Source organism: Methanoplanus endosymbiosus (assembly GCF_024662215.1).
In the GTDB taxonomy this organism is placed as follows: Archaea; Halobacteriota; Methanomicrobia; order Methanomicrobiales; family Methanomicrobiaceae; genus Methanoplanus; species Methanoplanus endosymbiosus.
Window position 1 is genome coordinate 935,204 of record NZ_CP096115.1, and the last position, 16,309, is coordinate 951,512.

Annotated in this window: 15 protein-coding genes; 9 read left to right on the forward strand and 6 right to left on the reverse strand. The window is 44.7% G+C overall.

The window, feature by feature from the left end; genetic code table 11:
* Genes L6E24_RS03930 through kaiC form a run of 3 tightly spaced genes read right to left on the reverse strand, consistent with a single transcriptional unit; the run spans position 1 to position 2,368 of the window.
* Positions 1-357, reverse strand: a complete 357-nt coding sequence (locus tag L6E24_RS03930) for a circadian clock KaiB family protein (protein WP_257743417.1) — start codon at positions 355-357, stop codon at positions 1-3.
* A gap of 5 nt (positions 358-362) precedes the next feature.
* Positions 363-656, reverse strand: a complete 294-nt coding sequence (kaiB, locus tag L6E24_RS03935; protein WP_257743418.1) for a circadian clock protein KaiB — start codon at positions 654-656, stop codon at positions 363-365.
* 5 nt (positions 657-661) lie between these two features.
* Complete coding sequence (gene kaiC / locus L6E24_RS03940) at positions 662-2,368, reverse strand: circadian clock protein KaiC (protein ID WP_257743419.1); 1,707 nt, start codon at positions 2,366-2,368, stop codon at positions 662-664.
* A 529-nt stretch (positions 2,369-2,897) separates the two neighbouring features.
* Here kaiC and L6E24_RS03945 point away from each other — a divergent pair.
* From L6E24_RS03945 to L6E24_RS03960, 4 genes are read left to right on the forward strand one after another with little or no spacing between them, the layout of a single operon-like run.
* A complete protein-coding gene (locus L6E24_RS03945; protein WP_257743420.1) occupies positions 2,898-4,352 on the forward strand; it encodes a class I SAM-dependent DNA methyltransferase in 1,455 nt (484 codons plus the stop codon).
* Between the two features lie 10 nt (positions 4,353-4,362).
* Entirely contained in the window at positions 4,363-5,472 is a 1,110-nt protein-coding gene (locus L6E24_RS03950; protein ID WP_257743421.1) for a PDDEXK nuclease domain-containing protein, read from the forward strand.
* Positions 5,473-5,507: 35 nt separating this feature from the next.
* On the forward strand, positions 5,508-5,684 hold the full coding sequence (locus L6E24_RS03955; RefSeq protein ID WP_257743422.1) for a virulence RhuM family protein: 177 nt from the start codon (positions 5,508-5,510) through the stop codon (positions 5,682-5,684).
* Positions 5,674-6,003, forward strand: coding sequence for a virulence RhuM family protein (locus tag L6E24_RS03960; RefSeq protein ID WP_257743423.1), 330 nt, complete (start codon positions 5,674-5,676; stop codon positions 6,001-6,003). Before L6E24_RS03955 ends, L6E24_RS03960 begins: the two co-directional genes overlap by 11 nt.
* An 82-nt stretch (positions 6,004-6,085) precedes the next feature.
* Here the strand turns inward: L6E24_RS03960 and L6E24_RS03965 are convergent, their stop codons facing one another.
* Together L6E24_RS03965 and L6E24_RS03970 are read right to left on the reverse strand one after the other, a co-directional pair.
* A complete protein-coding gene (locus tag L6E24_RS03965) occupies positions 6,086-6,370 on the reverse strand; it encodes a GYD domain-containing protein (protein WP_257743424.1) in 285 nt (94 codons plus the stop codon).
* 391 nt (positions 6,371-6,761) lie between these two features.
* A complete protein-coding gene (locus L6E24_RS03970) occupies positions 6,762-8,054 on the reverse strand; it encodes an RNA-binding domain-containing protein (RefSeq protein ID WP_257743425.1) in 1,293 nt (430 codons plus the stop codon).
* A 631-nt stretch (positions 8,055-8,685) separates the two neighbouring features.
* Here L6E24_RS03970 and L6E24_RS03975 point away from each other — a divergent pair.
* The 5 genes from L6E24_RS03975 to L6E24_RS03995 all read left to right on the forward strand — a co-directional run bounded on the left by L6E24_RS03975 (position 8,686) and on the right by L6E24_RS03995 (position 14,809).
* Positions 8,686-9,717 (forward strand): ABC transporter substrate-binding protein, encoded by a 1,032-nt coding sequence (locus L6E24_RS03975; protein WP_257743426.1) that lies wholly within the window; start codon positions 8,686-8,688, stop codon positions 9,715-9,717.
* Between the two features lie 18 nt (positions 9,718-9,735).
* The gene (locus tag L6E24_RS03980; RefSeq protein ID WP_257743427.1) at positions 9,736-11,316 is read left to right on the forward strand and encodes a sensor histidine kinase; all 1,581 of its coding nucleotides are present in this window, start codon (positions 9,736-9,738) and stop codon (positions 11,314-11,316) included.
* Positions 11,317-11,319: 3 nt separating this feature from the next.
* On the forward strand, positions 11,320-11,679 hold the full coding sequence (locus L6E24_RS03985) for a response regulator (protein ID WP_257743428.1): 360 nt from the start codon (positions 11,320-11,322) through the stop codon (positions 11,677-11,679).
* A complete protein-coding gene (locus L6E24_RS03990; RefSeq protein ID WP_257743429.1) occupies positions 11,676-13,235 on the forward strand; it encodes a response regulator in 1,560 nt (519 codons plus the stop codon). The genes L6E24_RS03985 and L6E24_RS03990 overlap by 4 nt, the downstream gene beginning before the upstream one ends.
* A 398-nt stretch (positions 13,236-13,633) precedes the next feature.
* Complete coding sequence (locus L6E24_RS03995; RefSeq protein WP_257743430.1) at positions 13,634-14,809, forward strand: serine hydrolase domain-containing protein; 1,176 nt, start codon at positions 13,634-13,636, stop codon at positions 14,807-14,809.
* 589 nt (positions 14,810-15,398) lie between these two features.
* Here L6E24_RS03995 and L6E24_RS04000 read toward each other — a convergent pair.
* Entirely contained in the window at positions 15,399-16,283 is an 885-nt protein-coding gene (locus tag L6E24_RS04000; RefSeq protein ID WP_257743431.1) for an aspartate/glutamate racemase family protein, read from the reverse strand.
* Positions 16,284-16,309 lie beyond the last annotated feature (26 nt).

Below are 16,309 nucleotides of genomic sequence, written 5' to 3' on the forward strand. Positions count from 1 at the left end.
TCAGGAGATCTCTTTCTTCTTCAGACCCAGACCGGCCAGCACCCGTTCCCGGTCAGACATATCACCAACGAGCCGGCGGATAGGTGCAGGGAGTGTTTTTACCAGCGTTGGTGCCGCTACAAGCTCTGCATTCTTCGCAAGTTCGGGCTGCTGATAGATATCAATTATCTCCAGTTCATAGCGTCCCTGAAGCTCTTCATCGCAGATCTTTTTGATGTTTCTGATAGCCCGCTGAGAACCGGGTGTCTGACCGGTGATATAGAGTGTCAGAATAAAATTACCCTTTCCTATATTCTCTATCGCCTCTTCAAAACTCCGGGTTGTAGCCTGATCAGGATCAGAAGAATTTTCATCCATAGGAATCACCGTTGCACAATATCGAGACCTATCAGCACCTTTTCAGTGTTTGAGAGGTCGCCGATTATCTTTCGAACCGGTTCAGGAAGATTTCTAATCAGCGTCGGAATGGCAATGATCTGATCGCCTTCTGCCAGTTCGGGTCTTTCCAGCAGATCAATTACTTCAATAATATAGCGGCCCCGCAGGTGTTCCTCACAGATCTTTTTCAGATTTGAAAAGGCGGCCAGTGATTTTGGAGTCTGGCCGGCCACATAAAGTTTTAACAGATATTGCTCATCGTTTCCTTCATTTACCATACTTATCACTCCAAATCGGCACCGCGGTGCTCTTCCATCTTTTTTCGTGTTTCGGCGATAATCTGACTGCTCCTCTCGGACTCCTCATTCTCAAGGCGGGACCTGGTCTTCTCAAGCAGCAGTTCGGCCTGTAGTCTGGCAATTTCTCTCTCTATGCTCTTCTCTTTCTCCCCAAACATCAGCCGGTTCAGTTCACGTTCCTTTTGGGAACGGAGCAGTTCCCACTCTTCCTTTGACTCCTGAGCCAGGCGGGCAGCACCGGTTAAGACCTTCTCACCGCTTGCATATACATCTACAAGATCAATGCCGTCATCTGAGAGAATAAACTCACGCATCTGGTTTGAATGGGCCATCCCCCGTGATTTGAGGATATTAAGAACGCGGTTGCGCTCTCCGTTCCCTTCCACATATCCTAACAGAAGCCAGGTATCCATCAGGGAGGAGACTGCCTCCTGTGTGGATTCAGCAACGTCACCCCCGCGTGTCAGGTCTGTATAAAACGAGGTGATCTCCTTTATCTTCAGGAAGTCAATCAGGCGGGTGAGCATTGCTTTTACCTGCCGGTCGCTTCCAGCAGTGATGAGATTGGATATGGGATCTACCACAATGACATCCGGACTCAGGTCACGAATAATTTTGTGCATCCTTGCAAGATGCATCTCAAGGCCATACTGGGTCGGACGGGTACAGGAAAATATCAGCAGACCGCTTTTCACACCGGGATTCAGGTCAATACCAATGGATGCCATATTCCGGATGATCTGTGCCTCTGATTCCTCAAACGCAAAATACACACACCGTTCTCCCCGTGCCACCGCAGCAGCGGCAAAGGCAGCGGCCATCGAGGACTTGCCGCACCCTGCCATACCACTGATAAGAATGGAACTGCCTCGATAGTAGCCCCCGGCACTGAACATGGTATCGAGACGGGGAATACCGCTTGATATGCGTTCGGTGGGGGCCAGAGACTGAAGCCCCAGCGAAGAAAGGGGCAGAACGTTTACCCCGTCTCTGCCAATCAGATATGGATACTCATCAAGTCCATGGGTGCTGCCGCGGTACTTGATGATACGGAGCCTTCGGGTGGCAATCTGGTCATCAATCCGGTTGTCAAGATAGATGACGCAGTCGGCAACGTACTCCTCAAGTCCATAGCGGGTAAGCGATTTAGCTCCTGCCTCGCCGGTAATAACTGCGGTCAGGTTGTTCTCCTTAAACCAGCCAAAGAGCCGCTGGAGTTCTGAGCGGATGATTGCATGCTCTGAGAAGGTGGAGAAGAGTACCTCAATGGTATCGAGAACAATTCTCTTTGCTCCAATCTTTTTAACATGCATACCCAGCCGGATAAAGAGACCGTCAAGGTCAAAATCACCTGTCTCCTGATAGTCGCTCCGGCTCAGCGGGATATGATCGATGATGATTTTTCCGTCGGCGACAAGCTGATCCAGATCAAAGCCAACTGACGCAAAGTTCCGGGAAAGATCGATCTGCCGCTCTTCAAAAGTTACATAGATTCCGGGTTCATCAAATTTGGTTATGCCATTGACGATGAATTCCATGCCAAACATCGTCTTGCCCGAACCCGCACCCCCGGCAATAAGGGTCGGTCGTCCCTGTGGCAGACCACCAAAGGTTATCTCATCAAAACCGGCAATCCCGGTGGCACATTTTTTGAGTGCTTTTGCAGATAACAAATTATTTTCTGTCATCATATTTGCTCCGTATATTACGTAAATCTATTAGGAATTTGTCATTAAAACAAATGTAAGGTTGATCCCCCACCCTTTTTTTAATAATGCTTAATGTATGGGAATGGTAACTACGCTTAATTAAATGTATGTGTCACAATGCTCTCTCTGATGATTTGTGGTTAGTCACTGCGTTTGATCAGGAAGAATCCGGAAATGTTCATGAATCTGTCTCCGGAAAAATTTACATACCGGTTTTTATCATCTGTGATGCAGCCTGTCAGTTATCCGGCTATTAAGATTCCGGAAAAGAGGAGGAATTAAACCGTCATTGAAGGTTATCTCCATTTTTCCCGGATCACAGATTATGCCTCCACTAACCGGAATCAGAGGACTTAAATTATACAGTTAATATAACATAACTACATATCCGGAGAGGAATTACAGGGTTATTTTTCAGACTAAATACAAAGCAGGAAAAATATGAATTTATCCTTATAATCTTATTTTAGGATATAATTCCGGATTACACACAACAAAAAGAGACGACATAATGTTTGAACAGACCTTCAGAAATATTGACGATATCCTGTGGAAGGACTCCGGGGCTGACAGTGAACTTGACTATATCGGGCAGACATCATGGGTTCTTTTTCTCCGGTATCTTGACGAGCTTGAACGGACAAAGGCAGATGAGGCTGCATTAAGAGGGCAGGAATACGGGTTTATACTTGATGAGGAATTCCGGTGGTCTAAGTGGGCAATGCCAAAAGATGCTGACGGCAGACCTGATCATCACAGGGCTATGACAGGGCCGGATCTCGTCTCATTTGTGGATAATAAGCTCTTTGCCTACCTGGCAGAGTTCAAGCAGAAGGCTGACAGCCCCAGGACTATTGAGTATAAGATCGGCGAAATATTCTCTGAAATTCAGAATAAGATAAAGAGCGGCTACAACCTGCGTGAGATTATTGACTATGCCGATGAGCTGGAATTCCGGTCATCAAAAGAGAAACACGAGTTAAGCAGTCTTTACGAGACCAGAATTAAGAATATGGGAAATGCCGGACGAAACGGCGGACAGTACTACACCCCAAGACCTTTAATCCGTGCAATGATTCAGGTTATTGATCCGCAGATCGGCGAGACGATCTATGATGGTGCTGCCGGTTCATGCGGTTTTCTCTGTGAGTCCTATGATTATCTCTGCCGGAAGATGGATAAGACCACGGATAACCTGAGAGTTCTTCAGGAGGAGACTTTTTACGGCAAGGAGAAGAAGAACCTTGCGTATGTCATCGGGACGATGAATATGATCCTTCACGGGATCGAAGCTCCGAATCTTGTACATATTAATACTCTTACGGAGGATATCCGGCACATTCAGGAGAAGGACCGCTATAATGTAATCCTTACAAATCCTCCTTTTGGCGGAAAGGAGAGAAAGGAGATACAGCAGAATTTTGATATAAAGACCGGAGAGACTGCATTTTTATTCCTTCAGCATTTCATTAAGTTTTTAAAGACCGGAGGAAGGGCTGCGGTTGTTATTAAGAATACATTTCTGAGCAATACTGACAATGCCTCTGTGAGTCTTAGAAAACATCTCCTTAACTCCTGCAATCTACATACAGTTCTTGATATGCCCTCCGGAACTTTTCAGGGTGCGGGGGTTAAGACTGTTATTCTCTTCTTTGAGAAGGGTGAGCCGACTAAGAAGATCTGGTATTATCAGTTTGATCCAGGGCGGAATATGGGCAAGACCAATCCGCTTAATGATGACGACTTAAAGGAGTTTGTTAATCTTCAGCCTGAGATGCCGGAGACGGAGCATTCATGGAACTTTAATGTTGCAGAGATTAATGAGGAGACCTTTGACCTGAGTGTCAAAAACCCGAACACTCCAAAAGAAGAGCCTTTAAGAAGCCCGGAGGAGATTCTGGATGAGATGGAGAGGCTTGATGCTGAGACGGCTGAGGTGTTAAGGTCAGTTCGGGATCTGCTATGAGAGGGATTTTATGATGCCTGATATTATCCGGTCTGATGAGGAGTATAAGTCCTGGATTGCGGAGATCAAGTCGAGACTCCGGCAGGCACAGCTTAAGGCTGCTGTGTCGGTTAACACGGCCCTTCTTGAGTTTTACTGGCAGCTTGGTGCGGAGATTGTTGAGAAACAGAAGTCTGCCGCATGGGGGAGCGGTTTTCTAAAAAGGCTCAGCCATGATCTGATGGCTGAGTTTCCGGAGATGAAGGGATTTTCCGAGACTAATCTTCGTTTTATTCGCCGTTGGTACCTGTTTTACAATGAGGATCCATCTAATTCGGTCACAGGCTGTGACCGAATTGAACACGGGGACTTACCCGATACTTCAGGAGACAAAAATGGTGCACAGGCTGTGCACCTTTTGACAGAGATCCCATGGGGACACAACCGGGTGATAATTTCAAAGTGCAGTACCGTTGATGAAGCCCTATTCTATGTCAGGAAAACTATTGAGAACAACTGGAGCAGGAATGTATTAACTCATCAGATCGAAAGCCGCCTCTACGAACGGGACGGAAGAGCGATCACTAATTTCTCTTCAGCTCTTCCTGCACCGCAGTCTGATCTGGCACAGCAGATTCTAAAAGATCCATACAAATTTGATTTTCTCTCCCTTTCTCCGGAATACACAGAAAGAGAACTGGAAAAAGGGCTTATTGAGCATATAACTCAGTTTCTGCTTGAACTGGGTTCAGGTTTTGCATATGTGGGAAAACAGAAGATGCTCAAAGTTGGAGAACGTGAATTTTTTATTGACCTCTTATTTTACCACACCCGGTTGCACTGCTATGTGGTAATTGAGCTTAAAACCGGAGATTTTGAACCGGAATATGCAGGCAAGCTTAATTTCTACTTAAAGGCAGTGGATGCACAGTTAAAGACAGAAAAGGATGAACCAACGGTTGGCATTCTTCTCTGCAAGAGCCACGATGCTCTGGTTGTTGAGTACGCCTTAAGCGATATAAAAAAGCCAATCGGAGTATCCGAGTATGATCTTGTGACCTCACTTCCTGAAGATTTAAAGGACAGTTTCCCGACAGTCGAACAGCTTGAGGAAGAATTAAGGAGGCTTGACGAACAGTGACAGAAATTAAAGCCGGCCGGTTAACACAGCACCGGATGACAGAACTTTTCAACACAACAGAGCAGAGCATCAGCCTGCATATAAATAATATCTATTCAGAAGGCAAATCCCACAGGGCAACTGTAAAGAAATACCTGACAGTTCAGAATATCTTAAAAGGAGAGAGCCATATCAGAAAAATATCAGGAGGTGTACCTGAATATGACAGATAAAAAACTCATCAGAAACAGCACTGCTGAATTTTTGATCTTTACAGCAGAGGGCGGTGAAGAGTCGATTGAGGTCAGGTATGAAGATGAGACCATATGGCTGAGCCAGAAGATGATGGCAGTGCTGTTTGATGTAAATGTCAGGACAATAAACGAGCACCTGAAGAATATCTACGCAAGCGGGGAGTTGTCACATAAGGCAACTATCCGGAATTTCCGGATAGTTCAGACAGAAGGAAACCATGAAGTCACCAGAGAAATTGACCATTACAGTCTCGATGCTATAATTCCGGGATTTACCCGGACCTGTGCCAGCGGATAGTTATTAACTAATATTTCCTGAGAGAAAACCAAAGATCAGAGACACTTAATAAGGATCATATTCCGGATTATCATCTGTCAGTTCAGACCGGCCCGGACGGGTGTGATTCATCTGCCGGCACTGCAACCAGCATCTCGATATCCATTCTGTCTGCCCTTCTTAGAACCATATTCATTGCAGCCTTTTCGTCCAAAGCTTCAAACATGACAACTGTATCATACCGTCCAAGCGTCCAGTAGATACCAAGGTACTTAATCTGCCCCTCTGTATCGGTCTCTATATCTTTCATATTCTGCTCAACAACCTCTTTGCTGAGCGATTTTTTAAATTTTGCAAGTGCAATAAACATCATAGCAATAGCCCTCATCCTTCCGGAGGATAAGTTAACATTAGAGAAGATTATATATAATTATTAGCCGGAAACTGCACTTAAAAGAGAGGCCGGTTTTCCCGGATTCATCATTTACCGTTGCAGCCACGCCACAGAAAAATGCAACGGTAGCGAAGTTACTGTGCCATTTTCAGACATAACATTGTGGCACGGTAGAATGTAAATTACATAAACCCAAACAAGCCATAATCTGAGAATGATTCCTGGAAAAACAACCAAATTTCAGCCACAACGCAAAGGTAAAAATTCTCTCGCACCACTTCCGGGTGCAACAAAATGGTGCGACAGAGAATTAATAACACAGAATAAGCCCCATACCCCATATTATTTGCATAATAAACCCTTAATCACCAGTAAAAACACGAGTTCACTTCCTAATCACATAATGCGTCTGTGCACCCGAACCCTTCTTCTCGATAAGGCCAAGATCCCTTAACTTTTTAATTCTTCTTAAAACTGTATTTTTGGAAATCCCAAGCCGTACTGCCAGATCATTGCTCTGTAGAGGGACATTGAGATGCTTCAGTATCCGGTTATCAGTCTCATCAATAGCTGAAGATACGTCTTTTCTGAAGATCACTGTAAATGCGGCAGGAGTTGCCCGGAATTCGACCGAACAGAGCGGATGCTTATCCACCTCAGCCTCAATCATCTTAATTCCAAAACCATACCGCTCAATATAGCCGGTATCATATAACAGATTTGAAACTGAAGGATTCCTGGGGATGTGCTCCGGATCTTTAATATTCACACCCGGCATAAGCCCACCCGGATTTTTTATCTCAAACCTGTCAGGATAGCTCAGTATCCGGACATCAGCACTGATGGTATAATTCCGGTGTGCAACTGCATTGATTAATGCCTCACGAATTGCCCTTGGAGGATATTCTTCAATTTTAACCCTTCTTGTACCTATAACTACATCAGTTTTTTTCAGGTCATGAACCAGATCTGAATATGCTTCCTCAATAACCTTCCAGACCGGCCCTTCATATTCTTCACTCCAGACTGGGCCGTCCTCACCCATACCTGTTCTTCTTATCCTGGCACAGGAGATATTTTCTGTTGCTTCAGTGAAAAAGAGAATGCCTGCATTTGTCAGCCTTCCGTTTTTTATTGCCCCGTCACTTCTCAGATACCTTGACCTGTTGTCATCAGAAATTGTTTTTCCTCTCGTCTCCTTTACCCTTTCAAAGAACCATTCAATATATTCAGGCAGGGCATCTTCCTCTTCAAGCATGGGAATTTCATCCCAATTGATAGTTCCCATTTCTGAAGAGAGCATAATTATCTCCTGAAGTGAAAGCGGTCTTACTCCTGTACCTGTTCTGATATATACAACACCACCAAGAGAAGAGAGTGTTTTGCTTTTCTCAATACTTATTATGAGAAGATCTTTGTCATCGATTGACATTTTCTGCGTCTTTATAACCGGAGGCGGAATTATTGACTGAATTGAACTTGTTAATTTCTCAATAGCCCCCTTTGCATCAGTTCCTGTTATCTTCCCGTCATCTGTCACCCCGACAATTATTATTCCACCCTCTGAATTTGCAAAGGCAGCAACTTCATGATGAATATTTTTACCTGCTGTCTCTTTAAATTCAAGAGTTTCAGATTCTCCTGACTTAATCAGATAAATCAGTTCTTCCAGATCCATTGTTTACTGTTGCAACCGCACCACGGAAAAATGTAACGGTAGCGAAGTTACTGTGCCATTTTAGGGTGCAATGGCATGAGACGATAAACACTGAATACCGCAGACCACAACCGGACAAAAATCAGAGGTAATTCCGGAAAATACGGCAGATTTCAGGCATTACTTATGGATTAAAAAAATTAGTACCTATAGGATCAGAGCTGACAATGCAGACACAGTATAACAGAGATATAACAGGATACCTGTTCACTATCGCTGTAAGAAACGGCACAGCCGGATTTTACAGTAATGTGTAAGTAGGAAAATGATTCTTCCGGCTTAAACCAACCGGAAAGGGAACCAATCATTATGAATGATCAGTCATCACCGGAACTTCATACAGTTCCGGGGAACAGTTACAAATAAATACCCAAAAAATCAATTGTCAATTATCCGGCACTGATAAATGTGAGCTTCTGAACATATCTGTAAATGGTCATGAGAAACTGATCGGTCTTTAACAGCTATTCCTCATTTAATAATCCGGCAGGGGATTAGCCTTGTATGGAGAAGATCTGACTGCCAGTGGAACCACAAAAACACCCATCTGATGTAACGGCTGCCATTGGTTCTTAACAGGAGAACAATAATCATGGATGAAACAAAAAAGCCCGCTGACAGAACTTCCCTGAAGCCTGCTGTCATTGTGATTGCTGCCGTCATCATACTTGTAGTACCCGTCATTTATTTCATGGCACAGACTCTGATGCCACCAGAACATTCAGAACCCCTCATCATAGCAACCGGCCCTCCTTATCTCTCTGCTCTGACCCTTATTGCCGATGAAAACGGATATTTTGAAAAATACGGGCTGAATGTAACCCTAATCGAGACACCAACAGGCAATGATGCAGTGAGAAAACTCCTGGCAGGAACTGCGGACCTTGCATATGCAGCAGAGTATGTCGGAGTTAAAAACAGTTTTGACGCACCTGACCTCAGAATTATTGCGAGCACTATGAAAGCAGACATCGTCTCAGTTATTGTCCGCAGTGACCGGGATATATCTGTGCCGTCAGACCTGAAAGGAAAGACCATCGCTCTGTATAAAGGAACAATCGCGGACTATTACTTTGGAAAATTTCTCGCCGCAAATGGAATAGATCCCACAGAGGTTAACATTGTTTATCTTACACCGGAAGAAGTCGCAGAAAGTATCATCAGTGGCGATGCCGATGCCGCTGTTATCTGGCAGCCGTTTGTAAGTCAGATTGAGCGGCAGCTTGCCGGAGACAGTATAACCTGGTCTGTACAGGGCGGGCAGCGTTACTATCGGCTGACTTTTGTAATGGAAGAGACTATCCATGACCGTCCCGGTGTTTTACGTGATTACCTCCGTGCCATTGATGATGCAGAGACATTCCTTCATGCACATGAACCGGAGGCAAGGGAGATCGTCGGGCAGCGTGCAAATAAAACTTATGAAGAACTGGGCACAATCTGGGGAAATAACTGGTTTGTACTCTCACTTGATCAGGGACTTATCCCCACAATGGAAGATGAAGCACGATGGATGGCAGAGCAGAATATGACCGGCGGAAAAACCCCTCCATCGTATCTGGATATGATATACCAGGATGCAATGCTGGAGGTTAAGCCATCTGCTGTCACGGTGATCGGGTGATCTGCCCTGGGGTTTTTCATGAATATTAAAGACCGTATCCGGCTCAGTGTCATAATATCCCTGATAATTGTCCTTGCTATATCGGGGTCCATTATTTATACCACTATGGAGATGAAGAATCTGCAATATCAGGAGAATCTTGCTACTGAAGTGGTACGTGGAGGATATGAACTATCTCACCTTTCAAATGAATACAATCTCTTTGAAAAAACCCGTACTTATATCCAGTGGGATGAGAGTTATGCTTCTCTTCAGCCTGTTCTGAGCGGGCTGAAGCCAACGGATGCACAGGAAGAGCAGAGCATCTTAATGATCCTGGAGAGTAACGAAGAAATCGGCCTGATCTTGGATGAGATCCGGCAGGAACAGGAATCTGATGCCGGAGATATATTGTTACCTGCTGCTGATTCAATGGCTCTCTGGAACCGGAATCAGGCGCTTGCCCAGGTAATGATCTTTGAGGGACTGCAACTCCGCCAGTCATATAATGATGACCTGAATGAAATCCAGTTCTGGAATAATATTTTCATCATTATATTTATCCTGGCAATGCTTGCCATAATCAGCGTCAACTACCTGCTTCTCAGCCGCCGGTTTGTACGGTCGATACAGGAGATCAATGAGGGAACCGGGGCCTTCACTCAGGGCAACTTTGACTACCGGATACCGGTAACCACGAGTGACGAGATCGGAGGTATTGCCTGCGGCCTCAATACAATGGCAGAGAAAATTAAGAGCGTGACAGCTTCCCGTGACGAGCTGAATACGGAGATTGTCGAACGCAGACTCGTTGAAAAGCAGCTCAGGGAGGCTCATCGTGATCTGGAGCAGAAGGTTGCTGAGAGGACCAGTGAACTCTCAGATGCCAACCTTCATCTTCAGGAGCTTGACCAGCTCAAATCCATGTTTATCGCAGCGATGAGTCATGAACTCCGCACACCCCTCAACTCAATTATTGGTTTTACCGGGATTTTGCTGCAGGAACTTCCCGGAAATCTCAATGATGAACAGAAAAAGCAGTTATCAATGGTAAAAACAAGTGCTCACCATCTGCTCAGCCTGATCAATGATGTGATTGATATCAGTAAAATAGGTGCAGGGAAAATAGATTATGCCCACCAGACTTTTGATCTTGCTCCGGAGATCCGCGAAGTGGCAGCAGAGCTTGCCGGTAGTGCAGAAGAACAGTCCCTTTCCCTGACCATTGACTCACCGGAGCATCTGGAAATCGTAAGTGACCGCCGTCGTGTCAGGCAGATCATCGCAAATCTGGTCAGCAATGCAATAAAATTCACAGATGAAGGATCGGTGCAGATAACTCTCAGTCAGGAGGAGGAAAACGCCAGGATAACTGTTCATGATACAGGTATAGGTATCAGAGAGGAGGAGATACCACGGCTTTTTAAGGCATTCTCCCGTATCACGACTGAGGGAAGATTAACGGAAGGGACCGGACTGGGACTCTACCTCTCTCAGGAAATAGCGCAGGCTCTTGGCGGTAAAATCAGCGTAACCAGTGATTATGGGGCAGGCAGTATCTTTGTTTTGGTACTGCCCCTCAGACAAAAAGAAAAAATTACTGAAAAGGAGGAGGGATGAGGGATGAAGAAAATTCTTGTTGTTGAAGACAACCCGTCGAATCGATATCTGATCACGTATATTCTGGAAAAAAACGGATTTGAGGTAATTACCGCGGATACAGGGGAAGAAGGGGTACAGAAAGCAACAAAAGAAAGTTTTGACCTTGTTCTGATGGATATCCAGCTCCCCGGCATTGACGGTTTTGAGGCGACCCGTCAGATCAGGGCATCAGGAACTGACGGGACTCTTCCTATCATTGCTCTGACATCGTACGCAATGGTTGGCGACAGAGAGAAAGCAATTTCGATGGGATGCACCGGATATATCGAAAAACCGATAAATCCGGATACAATTATCGCAGAGATTCTTGAACATCTATGACTGAGCATACAGAAAAACTCACTGATAAAAAAAGCGGGGCAGTACCGGTTCTTATCATTGATGACCTGTATGAGAACCGGTACCTGCTTGAAGTAACTCTGAAATCAAAGGGATATCAGGTGATAACAGCCCGTAACGGGCAGGAAGCTATGGAATACCTCCACAATCATCCGGTTCGGCTGATCATTTCAGACATCCTGATGCCAAAGATGGATGGGTTCCAGCTCTGCCGTGAAGTAAAAAAGGATCCTGACCTGAAAAATATTCCTTTTATCTTCTATACAGCATCATATACCAGTGACAAAGACCGCGATTTTGGGCTTGATCTGGGTGCTGACAGGTACATCATAAAACCAACAGAATCCAGTGAGTTCCTTGCAGAGATCGATGACGTTCTTGCGGAATCAAACACCACCGTCAATTCTGAACCATTGCTGGGGCCGGAAAATGAGGGTGAATACCTGAAAGAATACAGTGAACGCATCTTTCACAAACTGGAGAAGAAGATCCGGGAGCTTGAAAAGAAAAATCAGGAATATGAAAAGTCTCAGCAAAACCTTCAGGAGAGCGAAGAGAAGTTCAGAGAACTGTTTGAGAATATCAGCAGTGGTGTGGCAGTCCTTGAGATGGCCGGAGAAGGAAGCGATTTCATCTTTGTGGATATCAATAAGGCATCAGAACAGCTGGATCATGTCAGAAGAGAGGATGTGGTTGGAAACAGTATATTCGGGATCTTTCCCGGCATTGAGGAGTTTGACCTTATTTCTGTGTTACAACGGGTCAATAAAACCGGAACTCCCGAACATATTCCCCTTGCAGCGTATAAAGATGAACAGACACAGGTATGGCGTGAGAATTATGTGTACCGTCTGCCGTCCGGAGAGCTTGTTGTGGTATATAATGATGTCACCGGGAAGAAACGGGCAGAGGATGCTCTCATTGAGAGTGAATTCAAATATCACGAAATATTCAATAACATTAACGAAGCGGTTTTCCTGCATGAGGTGATGTCAGATAATTCCCGGGGCAATTTCGTGGAGGTCAATGATGTTGCCTGTCATCGTCTGGGGTATTCACGTGAAGAGTTGCTGAATCGTTCTGTTGCAGATATTAATACCGCAACAGTTAGAAAAGATGACCCGGAACGGGTTCAGGCACTTCATAATAAAAAAGAGCTTTCGTTTGATGCTGAACATGTGCGAAAAGACGGGTCCGTCTTCCCTGTGCATGTGAATGCCCGGATGATTGAACTTCAGGGCCGTCATTTTATTCTCTCGATCGTACGTGATATGACGGAAGAATATGAGGCACGAAACCGTGAGGCAATTGCCCTTCGGCAGATTGAGCAGAACCTTACACAGCTTGCGATCTTAAATGATGAGATCAGAAACCCCCTTGCAGTGATCGCCGGTACTGTTGACCTTTATGATGAGAAGATAGCTACCCCTGTTCTTGAACAGGTTCAGATCATTAATGATATTATAATCCGCCTTGATCGGGGTTGGCTGGAATCAGAGAAAATACGTGAATATATGAGAAAATACCATGATATTTAGCGATGAGGTGATAATATAACGGCTATATTGCCGGGTTATGACAGTCAGGCACTAAAAGAGGCTGCTGCACAAATAATATTTGTTTGACAATTTTATGATTTACAGGCATAATTGGCACAGTTATTGTGGTGATTAACCAAAATTTGCTATCTGATTGTCTCACGGTCAGTTAAAAACAGCCATGCATAACTCCGGCATTTATTCTCTCAGCCTGAAGGCAGTCAGTCGAATAAGGGCGCAGGAGTGATCCTGTGCCCTTATTCGACTCATTTTTAAGCATAAATTACTTTTTAATCTGATCTAAGCTGACATTGTCTGTTTCAGACATCATATCACTGAAAAATACGACTGTGCCAGAGAATGGATAGATTTATCACAAAAACATCCAAATAGACCATATGAACTTTTCGGCTATCAGCCGGGTGCATACATGTATTCTGTGTGTCGTCATCTTCGGACTGATTTTTTCATGTGGATGTATCTCCGAATCATCTGTTTCTGAAAACACTTCACCCACAGAGGATACCATCCTGCCGTCTCCCCCGGAGGAGATCAGTGACGGACTACAGGACATTGTTACAACAGGTCTTGAAAAGACCGGGATACCGGGATTATTAATCGAAATTTCGACACCTGAATGGATCTGGAGTTCTGCCGCCGGGAATGCCTCCATTTCCCCCAATGTTTTAGCAACGCCCGATATGCGTTTCATCATCGCCAGTGTCACCAAATCCATCACCAGCACTGCCATACTGAAACTCAGTGAAGAGGGGAAACTATCCCTTGATGATACTATCGATCACTGGCTGCCTGAAGAGATAGCAGAAAAAATACCTAATTCTTCCAGGATAACCATACGGCAGCTCCTTGACCATACAAGCGGCATTGCTGATTACAACGAAGACGAGATTATCCGGACTGAATACCCAAAACCCGATCTTCCGGTACCATACCAATATGGGATGTGGCAGGGAATCAATGCAAGCCCACTCTTTGAACCGGGTTCGGACTATGAATATTCAAATGTGAATTATATACTCCTCACCCTGATCATTGACCAGGCAGCCCAGACACCGTATGAGGACTACATCACCAGGGCAATTCTTGTACCGGCAGGCATGAATCAGACCTTTGTCCACCGCACCAACAGCATCCCCGGACCACATATGGGGTGCCCTGGAGAAGAGTACGTTGACGGAGAACTGCCTGATTTTTCAAACCTGTATATTCAGTTTGACAGGGGAGCAGGGGATATTGTCAGTACACCGTCCGATATGAACAGATTCCATCTTTTACTCGAAGATGCGAAGATCATAAGTCCTGAATCACTTCAGGAGATGAAAACGATTAACAAAATGGATTATGGACTTGGATACGCAGGCATCACCAACTCTTCAATGAATTTAACACTGTGGGGACACACCGGAGGATATCCGGGATCATATACTATGTGGTACTACTGGGAAGAGGAAGAGACTGCATTAACTATCAATATGAATTCACTTGGAGATATAGGAGGAGCAAACAGGGAGATTCTAATCCCCCTTCTCAGTTATATTCAACAACAGGAGTGAAATCACACCCCCTTTTTCTTAGACCATAACAATAGAATAGCAGGGAATACAATTCAGATAATCTAAATAAGACCGAACTCAATTTTTTGCCGCAGGCCCATATCAATAAAACTTCTGAACCCAGCAGAAAGTCTTCAGGAGCTAAAGAAAAGATTCAGGTTTTTCAAAGTCCTTCAGCTCAAATGATGCCAGTCGGAGATCCTTAAAATTATTCAGCGGTTTTATGATGCAGCTCCTCTTAACCCCGGAATTCTGATACAAATTCCTGAACTGACTGAAATGATTGTTTTGTCTGTTCTGTGAGAGTTATTACCACCCGTAACTTTATCATCTCCATCATATGCAACAGTAACAGAGACATTTATGCATTCAAAATGTATGAATGTGTGCAATGGAAATATATGAAAATGTGCAGCAGAAATATATGGATCTGTGCAATGAAAATATATGATCTGCCATATGGAATGTAAATATCAGCTGGAAGAACCGGAATCATAACAATAACAACTGCACCCCGGCCAATGCAGATATTAAAAGAGCAGACGGACTTCCGGCAGAAAAAAGGATTAATATTTCAGAGAACCGGTTATCATCCCTTATTTATCGCATAATCAACAGCCGCCTGTGCATGTATCGTCATCGTGTCAAATACCGCAATATCAACATCCTCCTGAGATACAAGCAGTGGAATCTCAGTGCAGCCAAGAATTACACCCTCAGCTCCTTCTTCCTCAAGCCGGCCGATAATTTCAACAAACCCTGCCCTTGACTCATCAGTAATAATTCCGGCACATAGTTCATCAAATATCACGGAATTGACATAATCACGATCGGATTCATCCGGAACAATTACCTCAATACCATACTTATCCTCAAGAATATCCCTGTAAAAACTCTCCTCCATCGTATATTTCCTGCCCAGTAGTCCGACAGTCTTAACCCCTTTCTCCTTAATCCTCTCACCTGTTGCATCTGCTATATGAAGAACGGGGATATCGACATTATCCTCAATATCTCCGGCAGTCGAGTGCATCGTATTGGAGCAGATGATAATAAAATCAGCCCCTCCGGCCTCAAGCCTCTTTGCAGCTTCAACCATAGTATTCCTCAGAGGCCCCCAGTCACCATCCTCTGCAAGCCTCTCCTGCTTTGAAAAATTCCCAAACTCCACCGAACACATGAGAATCTCAGCAGAATGCAGCCCACCAAGCCTCTCATTAGCCATCTCATTCATCATCCTGTAATATTCAAGAGATGAAACCCAGCTGATACCTCCGATAACTCCAATAGTCTTCATCTCATCTGCCCCGGAAAAATAACCCAGATTACCGGTACCGGTATCCACACCTGAAGACTCCGGTTCAGCACATCCGGAATCAACACAACCTCCGGCTGCAAGTGACAGAGCAACCAAAAGCAGTAAAAATATCTCAAATATGTAACCAGGTCCAAATCTTTTCTTCAGTCCTGACATAATCCTTAAAATTCTTTTGTTCCTTC

Bases quoted from the DNA above. Each gene is read 5' to 3' on its own strand.
- L6E24_RS03970 (WP_257743425.1), bottom strand. From the start codon at position 8,054: ATGGATCTGGAAGAACTGATTTATCTGATTAAGTCAGGAGAATCTGAA.
- L6E24_RS03930 (WP_257743417.1), bottom strand. From the start codon at position 357: ATGGATGAAAATTCTTCTGATCCTGATCAGGCTACAACCCGGAGTTTT.
- L6E24_RS03950 (WP_257743421.1), top strand. From the start codon at position 4,363: ATGATGCCTGATATTATCCGGTCTGATGAGGAGTATAAGTCCTGGATT.
- L6E24_RS03990 (WP_257743429.1), top strand. From the start codon at position 11,676: ATGACTGAGCATACAGAAAAACTCACTGATAAAAAAAGCGGGGCAGTA.
- L6E24_RS03975 (WP_257743426.1), top strand. From the start codon at position 8,686: ATGGATGAAACAAAAAAGCCCGCTGACAGAACTTCCCTGAAGCCTGCT.
- L6E24_RS04000 (WP_257743431.1), bottom strand. From the start codon at position 16,283: ATGTCAGGACTGAAGAAAAGATTTGGACCTGGTTACATATTTGAGATA.
- L6E24_RS03985 (WP_257743428.1), top strand. From the start codon at position 11,320: ATGAAGAAAATTCTTGTTGTTGAAGACAACCCGTCGAATCGATATCTG.
- L6E24_RS03980 (WP_257743427.1), top strand. From the start codon at position 9,736: ATGAATATTAAAGACCGTATCCGGCTCAGTGTCATAATATCCCTGATA.
- kaiB (WP_257743418.1), bottom strand. From the start codon at position 656: ATGGTAAATGAAGGAAACGATGAGCAATATCTGTTAAAACTTTATGTG.
- L6E24_RS03955 (WP_257743422.1), top strand. From the start codon at position 5,508: ATGACAGAACTTTTCAACACAACAGAGCAGAGCATCAGCCTGCATATA.
- L6E24_RS03965 (WP_257743424.1), bottom strand. From the start codon at position 6,370: ATGAGGGCTATTGCTATGATGTTTATTGCACTTGCAAAATTTAAAAAA.
- L6E24_RS03995 (WP_257743430.1), top strand. From the start codon at position 13,634: ATGAACTTTTCGGCTATCAGCCGGGTGCATACATGTATTCTGTGTGTC.
- kaiC (WP_257743419.1), bottom strand. From the start codon at position 2,368: ATGATGACAGAAAATAATTTGTTATCTGCAAAAGCACTCAAAAAATGT.
- L6E24_RS03945 (WP_257743420.1), top strand. From the start codon at position 2,898: ATGTTTGAACAGACCTTCAGAAATATTGACGATATCCTGTGGAAGGAC.
- L6E24_RS03960 (WP_257743423.1), top strand. From the start codon at position 5,674: ATGACAGATAAAAAACTCATCAGAAACAGCACTGCTGAATTTTTGATC.